Origin of the sequence: Xanthomonas sp. 3075 (assembly GCF_014197275.1) — a bacterium.
Classification (GTDB): Bacteria; Pseudomonadota; Gammaproteobacteria; order Xanthomonadales; family Xanthomonadaceae; genus Xanthomonas; species Xanthomonas campestris_B.
In genome coordinates this window covers 1-16,782 of sequence record NZ_JACIFI010000022.1, presented here as the reverse complement: position 1 = coordinate 16,782, position 16,782 = coordinate 1, and the positions used below count along the sequence as shown (strand labels likewise).

At 63.4% G+C, this 16,782-nt stretch carries 12 protein-coding genes; 9 read left to right on the top strand and 3 right to left on the bottom strand.

From position 1 onward, the window contains the following. Complete coding sequence (locus GGR62_RS17340) at positions 1-2,385, top strand: TonB-dependent receptor (RefSeq protein WP_184409090.1); 2,385 nt, start codon at positions 1-3, stop codon at positions 2,383-2,385. Positions 2,386-3,283: 898 nt separating this feature from the next. Here GGR62_RS17340 and GGR62_RS17335 read toward each other — a convergent pair. Continuing rightward, positions 3,284-5,257, bottom strand: coding sequence for a sigma-54-dependent Fis family transcriptional regulator (locus GGR62_RS17335; protein WP_184409089.1), 1,974 nt, complete (start codon positions 5,255-5,257; stop codon positions 3,284-3,286). Positions 5,258-5,655: 398 nt separating this feature from the next. After that, entirely contained in the window at positions 5,656-6,588 is a 933-nt protein-coding gene (locus tag GGR62_RS17330; protein WP_184409088.1) for a carbohydrate kinase family protein, read from the bottom strand. A gap of 286 nt (positions 6,589-6,874) precedes the next feature. Here GGR62_RS17330 and GGR62_RS17325 point away from each other — a divergent pair, with 286 nt between their 5' ends. From GGR62_RS17325 to GGR62_RS17290, 8 genes are all read left to right on the top strand, one after another. Then, positions 6,875-7,921 carry a rod shape-determining protein gene (locus GGR62_RS17325; RefSeq protein ID WP_104533130.1) on the top strand — a complete coding sequence of 349 codons (1,047 nt, stop codon included), beginning with the start codon at positions 6,875-6,877 and terminating at the stop codon, positions 7,919-7,921. A 172-nt stretch (positions 7,922-8,093) separates the two neighbouring features. After that, the gene (gene mreC, locus GGR62_RS17320; protein ID WP_184409087.1) at positions 8,094-9,356 is read left to right on the top strand and encodes a rod shape-determining protein MreC; all 1,263 of its coding nucleotides are present in this window, start codon (positions 8,094-8,096) and stop codon (positions 9,354-9,356) included. Further along, on the top strand, positions 9,353-9,838 hold the full coding sequence (gene mreD / locus GGR62_RS17315; protein ID WP_184409086.1) for a rod shape-determining protein MreD: 486 nt from the start codon (positions 9,353-9,355) through the stop codon (positions 9,836-9,838). Before mreC ends, mreD begins: the two co-directional genes overlap by 4 nt. A gap of 3 nt (positions 9,839-9,841) precedes the next feature. Beyond that, positions 9,842-11,902 (top strand): penicillin-binding protein 2, encoded by a 2,061-nt coding sequence (mrdA, locus tag GGR62_RS17310; RefSeq protein ID WP_184409085.1) that lies wholly within the window; start codon positions 9,842-9,844, stop codon positions 11,900-11,902. Further along, positions 11,899-13,017, top strand: a complete 1,119-nt coding sequence (gene rodA / locus GGR62_RS17305; protein WP_184409084.1) for a rod shape-determining protein RodA — start codon at positions 11,899-11,901, stop codon at positions 13,015-13,017. Before mrdA ends, rodA begins: the two co-directional genes overlap by 4 nt. Positions 13,018-13,307: 290 nt before the next feature. Continuing rightward, positions 13,308-14,996, top strand: coding sequence for a type IV secretory system conjugative DNA transfer family protein (locus GGR62_RS17300; RefSeq protein ID WP_184409083.1), 1,689 nt, complete (start codon positions 13,308-13,310; stop codon positions 14,994-14,996). A gap of 20 nt (positions 14,997-15,016) precedes the next feature. Continuing rightward, positions 15,017-15,679: a DUF1629 domain-containing protein gene (locus GGR62_RS17295; RefSeq protein WP_184409082.1), complete on the top strand. Its 663-nt coding sequence runs from the start codon at positions 15,017-15,019 to the stop codon at positions 15,677-15,679. A 39-nt stretch (positions 15,680-15,718) separates the two neighbouring features. Then, a complete protein-coding gene (locus GGR62_RS17290) occupies positions 15,719-16,357 on the top strand; it encodes a DUF1629 domain-containing protein (protein ID WP_080565694.1) in 639 nt (212 codons plus the stop codon). Between the two features lie 277 nt (positions 16,358-16,634). Here the strand turns inward: GGR62_RS17290 and GGR62_RS17280 are convergent. Then, positions 16,635-16,782, bottom strand: a 148-nt coding sequence (locus tag GGR62_RS17280; protein WP_184409080.1) for a transposase, incomplete at its 5' end; no start/stop codon positions are given.

The window sequence follows — 16,782 nt, the reverse complement described above, 5'->3', positions numbered from 1 at the left end:
ATGGCATCAGCCACACGCAAGGCAGCAACGCTGCACCAACATGCACTTGCAGGCGCTTGCGCGAGCGTCTTGCTCGCAATCACTGCGCTGGCAGTGGCGGCAGATGCGCCGCAGGTGACCTGGCTGGACCGTATCGAGGTCACCGCCACGCCGATTCCCGGCACCACCATCGATGCGGCGCAGTTGCCGTACATGGTGCAATCGGCCAGCAATGGCCAGTTGTCGCGCGGGCGCAGCAACAACCTCAGCGATCTACTGCAGCGGCGCTTCGTCGGCGTGGATGGCAACGATGTGCAAGGCAGTCCGTTCCAGAACGATCTCACCTTCCACGGATTTCGCGCGTCGGCCTTGCCGGGCGCCTCGCAAGGCGTATCGGTGTATCTGGATGGCGTGCGCTTCAACGAACCGTTTGCCGACATCGTCAGCTGGGACATGTTGCCCGAGTCGGCAATCAACGCGGTGACTCTGATGCCCGGCTCCAATCCCTTGTTCGGGCCGAACACGCTCGGTGGCGCAGTGCTGCTGTCCACCGCATCGGGCCTCACCGCACCTGGATTGCAGGGCGAAGTGAGCATCGGCAGTGGCGCGCGCAAACGCTTGGACGCCAGTTACGGCCTCGCCAGTCAGGACGGCTGGCATGGCTTTGTCGCGGTTACTGGCTTCGACGAAAACGGCTGGCGCGATGCCTCCGAAGGCCGGCTGGGCACCTTGTTCGGCAAAATAGGCAAGCAAGGCGAGCAGACCGATTGGAGCCTGTCGGTGCTGCACGGGCGCAGCCGCTTGATCGGCAATGGCTTGTTGCCGGATACCCGCTACACCGACGATGGCCCCGAGCCCGGCTTGTACCGTGCCGACCGCCGCTCGGTGTACACCTCGCCCGATCTCACGCGGAATCGCAATACATTGGTTACCGCGCAACTGGACCACCGTTTCGATGCGGCCACCGCACTGCATGCACTGGCGTACTCGCGCGTGGGCCGCCGCGACACCGTCAATGGCGATATCGGCGAAGACTACGAAGAATTCGTCGAAGAATGCGCCGCCGGTTACGCTGCAGACGGCAGCGCGCTGGATGCCGATTGCGATGTGGCACGCGCCGATGCAGATGCGTTGCCCACCGGCGCGCTCAATACCACCCAGATGCGTCAGGAAGCGCAGGGGCTTGCGCTCAACCTGAGCAAGCAATGGGGTGCGCATGCGCTCAGCACCGGCGTCACCTTCGATCGCGGCCATGTGCGGTATCAGCAGTTCGCCCGTGAGGGTTGGGTGCAACCGGACCGCTCGGTCGCTGCCGATCCCGATGCCGAGCGCGCGTTCTTTTCCGGCGTGCGTGGCAGCACCAAAACGTTGGGTGTGTTCGTCGCCGACACCTGGGCGCTGGACGATGCCACCCATCTCACCGCTGCAGTGCGCTGGAACCATGTGGTGGTGGACAACATTCTCTCCACCGCCGAAGACGGCGACCGCCCGCGCGAACGCTTCGTCTATGCCAAGGCCAATCCGTCCTTGGGTCTGACCCATCGGCTCGATTCCGGGCTGACGGTATACGGCTCGGTCGCCCAGAACAGCCGAGCGCCAACCGCGATCGAATTGGGCTGCGCCGACCCCACCCAGCCATGCCGCTTGCCGACCGGCCTGCAAGCCGACCCGCGTCTGGAGCAGATCATTTCGCGCACCTATGAACTCGGCGCACGCTGGACGCCGTCGGCCAATACCAATGCCACGGTGTCGGTGTATCGCGCCGACAATCGCGACGATATTTTGTTCTTGCGCGCGCCGGACACACAGCTGGGTTACTTCGACAATGTGGGCCGCACCCGGTATCAAGGCGCCGATCTGTCGCTGCGCCTGCGCAACGGCGATTGGCAGTGGTTGGCAGGCTACAGCTTTCTGGATGCGACCTATCGCAGCGATGGCGAACTGCTTTCCGGCGAGCGCGTGATCGCCTTGCGGCCAGGCTTGCGTATCGCGGCACTGCCGCGCCACAACCTCAAGCTCGGCGTGGAATGGCAGCGCGATGCGTTGACCTTGGGTGCCGGTGTGCGTGCGGTGTCCGGGCGCGTGGCCAGCGGTAACGAAGACGGCCAGGTCGACAACGCCGAAGACGGCGAACCCGCACCCGAGCGTATCGACATCGGCACCGCTGGCTACGCGCTGGTGGACTTGCAGGCACGTTGGCAACTCGGCGAGCGGCTATCGCTGTTTGCCCGCGTCGACAACGTCTTCAACCGCCGCTATGCGACATACGCGGCCGTGGCCGAAGATGTCTTTCCCGATGGCGAACTTGCGCGCCCGCAGGAGGCGTCAGTGGAAACCGGCCCAGCGCGTTTTCTCGCACCGGGCGTGCCAAGGCAGTATCTGATCGGATTGCGCTGGGCGTTGTGAGTGGGGCTGGGGTTGGGGATTCGTGATTAGGGATTCGTAAGCCGTAAGCCGTAAGCCCCTCTCGTCATCTCGATGATCTCAAGCCGCGCTGGTCGGGCGCGCGGTGTCCTCGCCGCTCGCGGGACACGCCGTGAATCCATCCCCGGAGGCTCAGTGGCGGCATCCATGCCGCCACATGGTCCCGCAATCGGCGAGGCCACCGCACCAGAGAGTGAGTCGGTGGTCGTGTGGAAAACTGCTTGTTGCTCGGGTGCATCAGGACGATGATCGGCCGCGGCTTTATCCGAACAACGTACATCATGCATTGCTTGCAACCTTGCACACCGACACTCTCGACTGGTCCTTGCCCGCCCACCATCGCGGGACCTTACGCGGCATGGATGCCGCGTAAGAGCTTACAAGGACGTACTTGCAGCGTGTCCCGCGATGGTGGGCGGGCAAGGGCCCTGCAGCAAACCCGCATCATCGAGGGTGCGGTGCCCTTACCGCTCGCGGGACACGCCGTAAACCCGTCCCTGGGGGCTCGGTGGCGGCATCCATGCCGCCACACGGTCCCGCAAGCGGTAAGGACACCGCACCAGAGAGTGGATCGGTAGCTTTGCTGAAAACCATGCACACCGACACTCTCGACTGGTCCTTGCCCGCCCACCGTCGCGTACAAGGACGTACTTGCGGCGTGTCCTGCGATGGTGGGCAGGGCAAGGGCCCTGCAGCCAAGCGACAGATCACCGCTCCGCAGTTACGGCATGTACGTGGTGCATGCCGCACCGAGCAACAGCGGTGCCCGCCTTGATGGCAAAGAATGCTTTTTGTTGATCGCGCCAAGTGCCAGCGCTGAGAGACGCTGCCTTGGCTTTTACGAATCCCCAATTCCCAATCCCGAATCACCGCCCCTCAATCAGCCGGTATCCAACCCATGCTTGCGCAGCTTGCGATACAGCGTATTGCGGCTGATGCCCAAGGCATCGGCGGTGCGGCTGACATTCCAGCGATGGCGTTCGAGTTGCTGCTGCAGCACCAGGCGTTCGGCTTGATCCAGTGCAACGCGACCGGGCATGTCGTCGGCGGCTACCGCGCGGCCATCGACCAGACACGGCGCGCTGCCGGCATCGACGATTTCCTGCGGCAGATTCGGTAAGCGGATCACGCCATCGCTGCACAGCACGGCCGCCGTGCGTAGCACGTTACGCAATTGCCGCAGATTGCCGGGCCAGGCGTAGCTCAACAATTTGTGCATGGCTTCTTCGCTGATGCGCACGCTGTGCTCGCTGTTTTCTTCGCGCAGCAAGGTGCGAATCAACTCCGCCTTGTCGCTGCGCTCGCGTAGCGGCGGCAGGTGCAACACCACGCCATTGAGCCGGTAATACAGATCCTCGCGGAACTCGCCGGCGGCCACCCGCTGCGCCAGGTCGCGGTGGCTTGCGCTGATGACGTGCAGCTCCAGCGGCACTGCGCGCTCACTGCCTAGCGGGGTGACGCATTGTTCTTCCAGCACGCGCAGCAGGCGGCTTTGCAATGGCAACGGCATGTCGCCGATTTCATCCAGAAACAGCGTGCCGCCGCTGGCTTGCAACAATTTGCCGTGGCGGCCTTCGCGCGCGGCATCGGTGAACGCGCCGCGTGCATAACCGAATAATTCGCTTTCGATCAGCGCCTCGGGAATCGCCGCGCAATTGATCGCCACGAATGCGCCATGTGCCCACGGCGAGCCAAGATGCACTGCCTTGGCGAATTCTTCCTTGCCGGTGCCGGTGTCGCCACGCAGCAGGATCGAGACGCGATGCGCGGCCAGTTTCAGCGCATTGGCCAGGTTGTGGCGCATGCGCGGATCCGAGCCCACATGGTCACCGGGCTGCAGCTCGGTATCCGGCGCCAGCTGCGCCGGTCCGCCCACCGCCGGCAGCGCAGGGCGTGCACGCGGCGGGCGCACCAGTGCGTAGAAACGCCGCCCGTGACAGGCGCAGCGGATCGACCACAAGGTGCCGGCGTCGCTGCCGGCGCGGTGCTCGAGGGTGTCGAAATCCAGCTGCATCACCTGCGAGATGTTGCGGCCCACCAGCTGACTGCGGTCGATCTTGCCCAGTTGCTCCAGCACCGCCTCGTTGACCGCCAGCACACGGCCGTCGGTATCGATCGCGATCAGTGCCTCGTGCAGCAGGCCGGCAAACTCGGGCCGGCTATGGAAGCGCAGGATGAAGGCGTGGCCGAACTGGTTGAGGAAATGCGAGCGCGAGATCTGCGCTGCCGACATGCTCACCAGGGCCACGGTATGTCGCTGAATCTGCTTGCCGTCTTGCGCATTGGGCGTTGAAGCATCCAGCACTGCCAGCAGGCCGCCATGCGGGTCCAGGATCGGCGCCCCGCTGCACGACAGCGGCAGGTGACGAGTCAGATAATGTTCGCCGCGGTGCACGCTCACCGCGGTGCATTCGGCAGCGCAGGTGCCCAGACCGTTAGTGCCCTGGTGGCACTCGGCCCAGCTGGCGCCGCAGAACAGGCCGGCCTGGCGGAAATCGCGCAGCAGGGTCGGGTCGTGCACGCTGTGCAGCACGGTCGCTTCGGCGTCGGCAAAGATCACCGCATAGCCGCTGCCGGCGATCTGCTCGTAGAGGTTTTCCATTTCCACCTTGGCGATGCGCAACACCTCGCCCAGGCGTTGCTGGCGCTCGCGCACATGCAGCGCGTCGTGCACCAGCGGCTCGGGCGCAGCCTCGGGCAGGAGTGCGTGTTCTTCCAGGCAGCGTCGCCACGAGCGCGACAGTGGCGCGGCCAACGGGGCAATGTCGCGCAGCCGGCGGATCTGCCGGAGCGCATCCGGTTCGATCTCCGGCAGGGCAGTGGACGTAGCGGCGACAACGCTTGGCTCGGACATGGGCCAGCGTTCCTCAATGAGCGCGAAGCGTCAGTAGAGACACAGATCGGCCTGATGCTCAAACTGCATTGCAGCAAATTGCGAATGCCGATGCGTGCGCCACGTCCAGCGATGGCAGGGGCGATGGAGTAGGCGGCTCTCCTAATCCGCGAGAACCCTTCTCCCCCGGGGGAGAGAAGGTACGGCCAGCGCGCTACCGGCGCGTGCCCTGGAGCGCCCGTGCCGCAAGCGCGGGCCGGGGCGCGGAGCGGGGATTGGGGGAGGGATACGGGGCCAAGCCCTTGCATAATGCCAACTGCACGTGGCTTCGCTCGTACCCTCATCCGGCGCTAGGCGCCACCTTCTCCCGATGGGAGAAGGGTAAAGCGGCACTCAACGCTGATCAGCGGCGGTGCGGATCAAAGCGCATACCCAAACTGCTGCTTGAACTGGTCGTTGAACTCGGCAAAGTCGAAGCGCTGGTTCTGCGTACCTGGATGCTCCACCTTCAACGCGCCCATCAGATTGCCCATCCGCCCGATCGTCAGCCAGTCGTAACCGCCCTGGATGCCGTAGATCAGGCCGGCGCGGAACGCATCGCCGCAGCCGGTCGGGTCGACCACGCGGCGCTCGTGCGCCGGCGGGATGTCATAGGTCTTTTCCGGTGTATGCACCAACGCGCCCTTCGGGCCTTGCGTGGTGATATAGGCCTGAACGCGCGAGACGATGTCCTGCTCGTTCCAGCCGGTGCGTTCCTGCAGCAGGTTGGACTCGTAGTCGTTGACCACCACGTAGTCGGCCTGCTCGATGAACTCGCGCAGCTCCGGGCCGTTGAACAGCGGCATCGCCTGGCCGGGATCGAAGATGAAGGGAATGCCGGAGGCAGCGAACTCTTCCGCGTTCTGGATCATGCCCTCGCGCCCGTCCGGGCCGACCAGGCCCAGGGTCACGCCGGGCACGTCCTTCACGTGGTTTTCGTAGCTGCGCATCATCGCGCCCGGATGGAACGCGGTGATCTGGTTGTTGTCGTGGTCGGTGGTGATGAAGGCCTGCGGGGTGAACAGGTCGTCGATGATCTTCACCCGCGACAGGTCGATGCCCAGCGCCTCGAAATGTTCGCGGTAGGGGCCGAAGTCCTGCCCCACGGTGCCCATCGGGATCGGCGCGCCACCGAGCAGATGCAGGTTGTAGGCGATATTGCCGGCGCAGCCGCCGAACTCGCGGCGCATGCGCGGCACCAGGAACGACACATTCAGGATGTGCACCTTGTCCGGCAGGATGTGGTTCTTGAACTGGTCCGGAAACACCATGATGGTGTCGTAGGCGAGGGAACCACAGATCAGTGCGGACATCGAGTCAGGCCTTTGCGTTGGGAAATACCCGCCGATTGCCGGGCTGGCAGCGGGACGACGCGAGCGCCGCGGCGCAAAGGGTAACGGCTGCGACCGATCAGGGCCACAACCGCATGCCATGCCCGGTGTGACCCCCGCATGAAAATCGCGCCGAAACGGCTGTTTTTTCCTTGCCCGCACCGGGGGGGATTGCTAGGCTAGTGGACTTCGTTTTCTGCCCGCTTATCGACCAGTTGTTTCTGCATTGGCGACAGGGCAAGCGACTCTTTCAGGAACGGCTCCCTCGATGTTCAAGAAACTCCGCGGCATGTTCTCCAACGACCTGTCCATCGACCTTGGCACGGCCAACACGCTGATCTACGTGCGCGGGCAGGGCATCGTCCTGAACGAACCATCGGTGGTGGCGGTGCGTCAAGACCGCGCGATCGGCGGCACGCGCTCGGTGGCGGCGGTCGGTGCCGAGGCCAAACAGATGCTCGGCCGTACCCCCGGCCACATCACCACGATCCGCCCGATGAAGGACGGCGTCATCGCCGACTTCACCTACACCGAGGCGATGCTGAAGCACTTCATCAAGAAGGTGCACAAATCGCGCTTCCTGCGCCCGAGCCCGCGCGTGCTGGTGTGCGTGCCGGCCGGCTCCACCCAGGTCGAGCGCCGCGCGATCAAGGAATCTGCGGAAGAGGCCGGTGCACGCGACGTGTATCTGATCGAAGAGCCGATGGCCGCTGCGATCGGCGCCGGCATGCCGGTGACCGAAGCGCGTGGCTCGATGGTCATCGATATCGGCGGCGGCACCACCGAGGTGGCGGTCATCTCGCTCAACGGCATCGTCTACTCGCAGTCGGTGCGTGTGGGCGGCGACCGTTTCGATGAGTCGATCACCAACTACGTGCGCCGTAACCACGGCATGTTGATCGGCGAAGCCACTGCCGAGCGCATCAAGCTGCAGATCGGTTGCGCCTATCCGCAGGAGGAGGTGCAGGAGATGGAAATCTCCGGCCGCAACCTCGCCGAGGGCGTGCCGAAGATGATCAAGATCAACTCCAACGAAGTGCTCGAAGCGCTGCACGAGCCGCTGTCGGGCATCATCTCGGCGGTCAAGCTGGCGCTGGAGCAGACCCCGCCGGAACTGTGCGCCGACGTCGCTGAGCGCGGCATCGTGCTCACCGGTGGCGGCGCGCTGCTGCGCGACCTGGACCGCCTGATCTCCGAGGAAACCGGCCTGCACGTGCAGGTGGCCGACGACCCGCTCACCTGCGTCGCACGCGGCGGCGGTCGCGCGCTGGAGCTGGTGGACATGCACGGCAACGAGTTCTTCGCGCCGGAGTGATGGGGACGGGAATCGGGAATCGGGATTGGGGAATCGTAAAAGCATTCCCTGCCTGCGGCCCTGCGCGGTTGCTACGCGGTCCCGCCGATGTGAGTTTTAGCCTCAGCCGCACCGAGGGCAGCACAGCGCTCTCCGATTCCCCATTTCCAATTCCCCATTCCCGGCCCTGAAAGTGCCCTCCTACGCCGGTCCTCCCGTCGCTCCCCGTCCGGGCGAAGTCACTTCCACGCTGCGCCTGCTGGTCTATCTGGTGCTGGCGATCGTGTTGATCGCGCTCGATAGCCGTGGCGGTTGGCTAAGCCAGATGCGCATGCAGGCCAATCTGCTGATCCAGCCGATCTGGGCGGTGGCGGGCTTGCCGGGGCGGATCGGCTCGCAAGTGCGCGACAACGCTGCCACCCACGCGCAGCTGGTGGAAGAGACCCGCGACCTGCGCAATCAGCTGCTGGTGGCCAACGCCCGCCTGACCCGCCTGCAGACCGCCGCGCTGGACAATGCGCAGCTGCGCGAACTGCTCAACGTGGCCGAGCGCCGTGGTCTGGACGTGCAGCTGGCGCCGATTCTGGATATCGACCTGGACCCGACCCGCCAGCGCCTGTTGCTGGATGCCGGCAGCCGCGATGGCGTGCTGATGGGCCAGGCGGTGATCGACGCCGGCGGCCTGATGGGCCAGGTGATCGAAGTGACCCCGCTGCATTCCACCGTGCTGCTGCTGACCGACCCCGACCACGCGGTGCCGGTCAGCGTGGCGCGTAACGGCGTGCGCCTGATCGTTTACGGCCGTGGCGATCGCCTGGAATTGCGCGACATCCCGCTCAGTGCCGGGGTGCAGGTGGGCGATGAGATCGTCACCTCCGGCCTGGGCGGCCGTTTCCCGGCCGGCTTCCCGGTCGGCAAGGTCTCCGAACTGCATCCCGATGACACCCACGCCTTCCTGGTGGGCGAGCTGACCCCGGCCGCCAAGCTGGATCGCGGCCGCGACGTGCTGCTGCTGCGCGCCGGCAAGCCGCTGCGGGTGGAGCCGGGGGCCGGGAGTGGGGAGTCGGGAATCGGGAATGGCAACGGCAACCGCAACGGCGTCGCGGCACCTGCCGCGCCGGTGACCGCAACACCACGCACGCCGGCGAGCGGAGTGTCCGACGCGGCGATGGATACCGCACGCCCGACGGCGGATGCAGCATCCGGCACCGGCACCGGCACCGGCACCACGCCGCGCGCCCAGTCCGCGCCGACGCCTGCCGCGCCAGGCGTGCAGCCGGCCCGCGCGCCGGCATCCAGCCGCCCGGCCACCACGCCCGCGCGCGCGCCGGTGTCGAACGCAGCCAACATCCCGATGCCTGATTCCCGTCCGGCTCCGCCGCAGGGCGCTGCTTCCAACGATTCCCCAATCCCCAATCCCCAATCCCGTCCGGCTCCACAGGAGACGGACCAATGACCCGCATGCGCAACACCTGGATCCTGCCGGCGAGCATCTTCATCGCGCTGGTGCTGGGCCTGCTGCCGCTGCCGCTGGTGGTGCAGCCGCTGCGTCCTTACTGGCTGGCGTTGGTGCTGGCGTATTGGGTGATCGAAGAGCCGGACCGGGTCGGGCTGGGCATCGCCTTCGTGACCGGTGTGCTGGCCGACCTGCTGTATGGCGGGCTGCTCGGCGAGCAGGCGCTGCGGCTGGTGATCATGACCTTCATCCTGCAGCGTTTCCGCGCCCGGCTGCGCTTCTTCCCGGTCTCGCAGCAGGCGCTGGCGATCGGCGGGTTGCTGCTCAACGACCGTATCGTGTCGTCGGCCGTGCATCTGGCCATCGGCGAGCCGACCCTGCCCTGGAGCTACTGGTGGGCGCCGTTGCTGGGCATGGCGCTGTGGCCGCCGCTGTTCGTGTTGCTGGATGCGGTGCGGTTGGGCAAGCGGAGCAAGAAGTAAGCCATGCACGGTCGCCGTCAGCCCAAGAATCCGCATGCGGAGGCCGAGCAGTTCCGCCGGCGTGCAGTGCTCGGTTTTGTGATGGTGGTGCTGTGCCTGGTCGGCCTGGGCGCCTGGTATTTCAAGCTGCAGGTGCTCGACCACGAGGTCTACGCCACGCGCTCGGAAGCCAATCGCATCAAGCCCAAGCCGGTGGTGCCCGGGCGCGGCATGATCTACGACCGCACCGGCCGGCTGCTGGCCGAGAACGTGCCGGCGTTCCGTCTGGACGTGACCCCCGACAAGGTCGCCGACATGGACGCCATGCTGGCGGCGCTGGGCAAGGTGATCCCGATCGCGCCGGAGGATCTTGAGCGCTTCAACCGCGAGCGTCGCGCGCGCCGCAGCTTCCTGCCGGTCACGCTCAAGCTGCGCATGAGCGACGAGGAAATGGCGCGCTTTGCGGTAGAGCGCTGGCGCTTCCCCGGGGTGGAACTGGAGCCGTATCTGACCCGGCGCTATCCGTACGGCCCGCTGTTCGCGCACATCATCGGTTACGTCGGCCGCATCGACGAAAAGGACCTGGCGGTGCTGGGCGAGGGCAATGCCGCGCTCACCCACATGGGCAAGTCCGGCCTGGAGCGCTATTACGAGCAGGATCTGCGTGGCCAGGTCGGCTACGAGCAGGTCGAGACCAACGTGCAGGGCCGGGCGATCCGCACCGTGGGCCGGGTTGCGCCGCAATCGGGTGCAGATCTGCGCCTGGCGGTGGATGCCGACCTGCAGCGCGCCATGGTGGCCGCCTTCGGCGAGCACGAAGGCGCGGCGATCGCGATGGACCCGCGCACCGGCGAGATCCTGGGCATGGTCAGCCTGCCCAGCTACGACCCCAACCTGTTCGTCAACGGCATCTCGCATACCGATTTCAAGGCGCTCAACGACAACCCGTCGCGGCCGCAGTTCAACCGGCTGGTGCTGGGTGGGGTGGCGCCGGGTTCCACGCTCAAGCCGCTGATCGCCCTGGCCGGCCTGGACAGCGGCCTGCGTCGGCCGGAAGACCGGGTGCTGTCCACCGGCATGTTCTACCTGCCCGGGGTCAGCCGCGGCTGGGGCGACTCGCACCGCGGCGGCCATGGCTGGACCGACCTGCGCAAGTCGATCGCCCAGTCGGTCAACACCTATTACTACCGCCTGGCGGTGGACATGGGCGTCGAGCGCTTCGACCACTACATGGGCGGATACGGCTTCGGCGCTCCCACCGGGGTGGACCTGCTCGGCGAAATCGGCGGCATCCTGCCGTCGCCGGCCTATAAGTACAAAACCCGCAAGGAACGCTGGTATCCGGGCGACACCGTCAACATCGCCATCGGCCAGGGCGACTGGAAGGTGACCCCGTTGCAGCTGGTACGCGGCGTCTCGGCGATCGCCAGCGGCCTGCTGCTGCGTCCGCACCTGGTGCTGGAACAACGGACCGGCTTCGACCACCCCTGGCAGCCGATGATCCAGCCGCCCGGCAAGCCGATCAGCCCGAGCGCGGCGCATCTGCAGGTGGTGCGCGAAGGCATGATGGACACGATGCGCCCCGGCGGTACCGGTTATGCCATCACGCCCGGCGCGCCGTACCAGATGGCCGGCAAGACCGGCACCGCGCAGGTGGTCAGCCGTCGCGGTGTGGCAGCCGTGGACCCGCGCAGCCTGCCACTGCATCTGCGCCACCGTGGCCTGTTCGTCGGCTTTGCGCCGGCCGACAACCCGGTTATTGCGGTGGCGGTGGCGGTGGAAGGCGGCGGCTTCGGCACCAGCTCGGCGGCGCCGATCGCACGCAAGATCTTCGATGCCTGGTTGCTCGGCAAGATGCCGGCCGGCCTGGAGCCGCTGGACAGCGAGCTCGGCATGACCGCAGTGGGCGTCAACCAGTTCGAAGCCGGCGCCACCGATGCGCGTCAGGCCGGCGATGCGGCCGCCGCCACGCTGGATGAGTTGCCGGTGGTGATCGGCCAGACGGCAGTGGCACTGGACCCCAACACGCCGGCGCAACCGGTGGTGCCGGATGTACCCGATGTGGTCCAGGAGATCGACCATTGAGTGACATCCTGCGCTGGCTGGTAGACATGGCCGCGCGCGTCACGCGCAGCCTGGACTGGGTGTTGTGCCTGGCGCTGGCGGGGTTGATGGTGATCGGGCTGTCGGTGCTCAAGAGCGCTGGCGGCACCGCCAACGGCGACCACCTGGTAATGGCGCAGGGCATCCGTTTCCTCGTCGGTTTTGTGGCGATGTGGGGCATCTCGCGCATGTCGGTGCTGCGCCTGCGCGCCTGGACGCCATGGGTGTACGGCCTGTCGATGCTGCCGCTGCTTGCGGTGTTCGCGCTGGGAACCGGCAAGTACGGCCGGCAATGGCTGGATCTGAAAGTGTTCTACCTGCAGCCGGCCGAGCTGCTCAAGATCAGCCTGCCGATGATGGCCGCCTGGTATCTGCACCGCATGCCGCTGCCGCCGCGCATCTCCACCGTGCTGGTCACCGGGGTGATCATCGGCGTGCCGACCGCCTTGATCATGCTGCAGCCGGACTTCGGTACCGGCGTGCTGATCGCCGCCAGCGGCGTGTTCGTGCTGTTGCTGGCCGGACTGCCGTGGTGGTGGGTGGCGGTGGGTGTGGGGGGCGTGGCGGCGGCCGCGCCGGTGGCCTGGTTCTGGCTGCTGCGGCCGTACCAGAAAGACCGCATCATGATGTTCCTCAACCCGGAAAACGATGCGCTCGGCGCTGGCTGGAACATCATCCAGTCCAAGATCGCCATTGGCTCGGGCGGGTTGGATGGCAAGGGCTGGGGACTGGGCTCGCAGTCGCATCTGAACTTCATTCCCGAGCAGACCACCGACTTTGCGTTTTCGGTGCTCAGCGAAGAATTCGGCTGGATCGGCGTGGCGACCGTGCTCACCCTGTATCTGATCGTGATCGGTCGCTGTTTATGGATCGCCTCGCAAGCGCGCGACACCTATTCGCGCCTGGTTGCCGGCGCCACCGGCCTGGCGTTCTTCGTCTACGTGCTGGTCAACGGCGGCATGATTTCCGGCCTGCTGCCGGTCGTCGGCGTGCCGATGCCGCTGATGAGCTACGGCGGCACCTCGGCGGTGTCGCTGCTGGCCGGGCTGGGCCTGGTGATGGCGGTCAAGGCGCATCGTCCGGTGCATGGTTACTGACCAAGCCTTGGCTATGCCGGCAGTTGCAAAGCGTTGCGTTGACTGACGACAAACTCTCGATACCACGCACCACTCAGCGCCGAGGTACCTGATCCGATCCCGCATCGGGCGCATGGTCCATGATCTGAATTACCGTTTCGGTATGTGTGCTATTTGATACGGGCAATCAGGTGCCCCGCCTTATTCATGGCGATGCATGACGAGCCGGCCGCATGGCGTGATCCTGTAATCTCACAAGCGATTGCCTGATCAAAACAAGCCAAGGATCCGAGGATGGAAGGCATTGCGCTATGAGCAGAGAGATCAAGATCGGCGTCGCCATTGGACTATTGCTGTGTGCCTTGATCGCAGGGCTTTTCCTTTCCGGCAAATTGATATTGGTGTTGCTGAAGGTGGGCGGGCCGCTCAACGTCGGCACCTACGGGTCTTACATCAACGCGCTGGACCTCCCGCAGTTCGCTCCCTATGCCAGCAAGATCAAGCTGGCTGGCGCCATTGGCTTCGGCGTGCCGGTCCTGGCCTGGTTCGCACTGCTGATCCCGCTGTTCAAGCCAAAGGCGGCCGCCTTGCATGGCGACGCGCGCTTTGCCTCGGGCAGTGATCTCGCCAAGAAGGACATGCTCAAACCGTCGCCGACCGGCATCGTGGTCGGCAAGCACCGTGGCAAGCTGGTGCGCCTACCTGGGCAACAGTTTGTGATCCTGGCCGCACCCACGCGTTCGGGCAAGGGCGTGGGCATCGTCATTCCCAATCTGCTCGACTACCAGGGCTCGGTGGTGGTTCTGGACATCAAGCAAGAAAATTTCGACCTCACGTCTGGCTGGCGCAAGAGCCAGGGTCAAGAGGTGTTCTTGTTCAACCCCTTCGCGGAAGACGGGCGCACCCACCGCTGGAATCCACTCAGCTACATCTCACCGGATCCCGCATTTCGCGTCTCGGATCTGATGAGTGTCGCGGCCATGCTCTACCCAGATGGCTCCGACGCCCAGAAGTTCTGGGTGAGCCAGGCGCGCAATGCCTTCATGGCGTTTACGCTCTATCTGTTCGATAGCCTCGATGACCAGATCAAGCGCAAGCACCCGAAAGACACCTGGATGTTCCCAACGCTTGGGATGCTCTATCGCGTGTCGTCTGGGGACGGAAGCGACTTGAAGGACTACCTCAAAAAGCTCTCGCAGCGCGAGTTCCTGGGCCGCGACGCCAAGACGGCGTTCGACAACTTGCTCTCGCAAGCCGAGGAGACCTTCGCGTCGATCATGGGCACGTTCAAGGAGCCGCTCAACCAGTTCATCAACCCGATCCTGGATGCATCAACCAGCGACAATGACTTTTTGCTGACTGATGTGCGCAAAAAGAAGATGAGCATCTACATCGGCATCCAACCGAACAAGCTGGCCGAAAGTCGCTTGCTGATCAATCTGCTCTTTAGTCAGCTCATCAACCTCAACACCAAAGAGCTGCCGCAGAACAACCCGGCGCTCAAACACCAGTGCTTGCTGCTGATGGACGAGTTCACGTCCATCGGCCGGGTTGACATCATCGCAAGCGCGGTGAGCTACATGGCCGGCTACAACATTCGTTTGCTGCCGATCATCCAGAGCATGGCGCAGCTGGATGCGACCTATGGCAAAGATGTCTCGCGCACCATCATCACCAACCATGCGTTGCAAATCGTCTACGCCCCACGCGAGCAGCAAGACGCCAACGACTACTCGGACATGCTCGGCTACACCACGGTGCGCAAGAAGAACAAGTCGCACACCAGTGGCAAGCAAAGCAGTGTGTCTTACTCAGAAACCGAGCAACGCCGCGCGTTGATGCTGCCGCAGGAGTTGAAGGCAATGGGCTTTGACAAGGAAGTCTTCCTCTATGAAGGCATCCCAAGCCCGGTGCTCTGCGAGAAGATCAAGTATTACGAAGACGCGTATTTCACCAAGCGGCTGTTGCCAAAGGTGAGCGTCCAGACCCTGAAGATTTAGTAGAACTCATCATTATCCAGATGGAAGACAGTCCGGTGCTTGCCAAGCAGAAGTCTGAAAAGGGACAGTTCTATGTGTTGCGGCCCGACATCCGAGGAGGTGGCCCAGGGCACAACGTTGAGATTGAAAACATCGATGTGTTGCTGACGGCTCCTTCGCGCATCCTTCGCCCTGCAGAAGGCGGAATTCCGCCCTTGCGAGAAACACCTCGCTTGGTCCATGGCGCAGGCAAGAACAAGCCGCCCCGTGATCTTGAGGGTGGCTTTAGCGGCTATTGGCTCGTCTCCGAGCGACTGAAGGAGGTCCTGGAGTCTGTTGATCCAGGTGCCTTTGAGTTCGCGATTTGCGACTACGTTCTGCCAGATGGCTCACCAGGGCCGACGCATTATTTGTGTGACGTCGTTCGACAGTTGGCTGCGCTAGACAAGCCGCGTTCCAAATACAAAGTCACCTTGGCACACGACCATGAGACGGGCAAGGACGTGGAAAGGCTGAGCGTAACCGGTGGAGCCGAGCTCGCTTTTCTGCCGGAGGTTGTTGGGTCAGCGCACATCTTTCGAATGAGCGAAAGGCCATCAATTGTGGTATGCGATGCATTTTTGAAGAGCGAAACCCGAAAAGCAGGTGTGGGTATCAAGCCGAGTTCTGACGGACTTTTGTTCACCGACGCCGCGACCTATTGATCGCTCAGTTCATTTTATCGTGCAATACCCGGAGCATATATGAATATTAAAGTTGGGCCTAAGAAAGGCGAATTTTATACTTTGATGCCGGACATCCGAAGTAACTGGAAGGCCTCGGGCGTCATATTTGAGAACGAAAAGGAGCTTCTTACGCCGCCTCGCCGGATATTGCGCCCAGCCGAGGGTGGGTTTCCGCCACTTCGTCAAACGCCACGGCTTGGCTACGATCCCAAAAAAGGCAAGATGCCCCGCGATCTTGAAGGCATATTTAGCGGCTACTGGCTTGTTTCTGAACGTTTAAAGAACGTCTTTGAGTCGGTGGACCCGCAGGGATTTGAGTTTGCTGAATGCGAATTTCAACTGCCAGATGGGTCAGTGGGCCCGACTCACTACCTTTGTGATGTTGTGCGCGTGCTCGATGCGCTGGATGAAGAGAGTTCCAAGCTAAATATTGAGATTAGTGATGAGTTCGCTCTTGGTAAATACTACAATTTATTAGGTGGTGCGAGTATGGCGTTTAAAAAGGAAGTGGTGGGTGATTCTCATATATTTCGCTTGCCTTACTCTGCAAAGCTCGTGATATGTGACAAAACTTTTTTTGATGCAATCAGGTCCGCAGGCATAGGATTCAAAGGTGGATCGGATGGTCTTTGGTTTGAAGACGCGGCTGATTACTAAAAATAAACTGCAATTCACATAGGTGAAAGACAAATGTCGAAGCCAAGGCCGTTATTCCAGGATCATCATGTAATTGAGCAGCAGACGCTGGATAATAATTTGTTGCTTCGAGATTTGTCGAGGGATGGATATTTTGATATCCACTCTTCTCGTAATCGTATATATATGCCGAGCAGCCGGGAAACGGCGTCTTTCTTGAGTTTATCTCCTCACAATGGAGGGCCTGTCAAAGACTATCAAAAAGGCCTGACTTGGTTCTTGGATCGGTTAGAGCGTGTTATGAACTTTGAAAGAGCGTGGCTGCATTTCCAAGCATCAGGATCGTAAAGGCGACAAAGTGCAAACCGGCCAACGTTTCCGGCAATCGCTCATAGTCGCGTGCCAGTCGTCTGAAGCGATTGACCCAGCCGAAGCTACGCTCGACG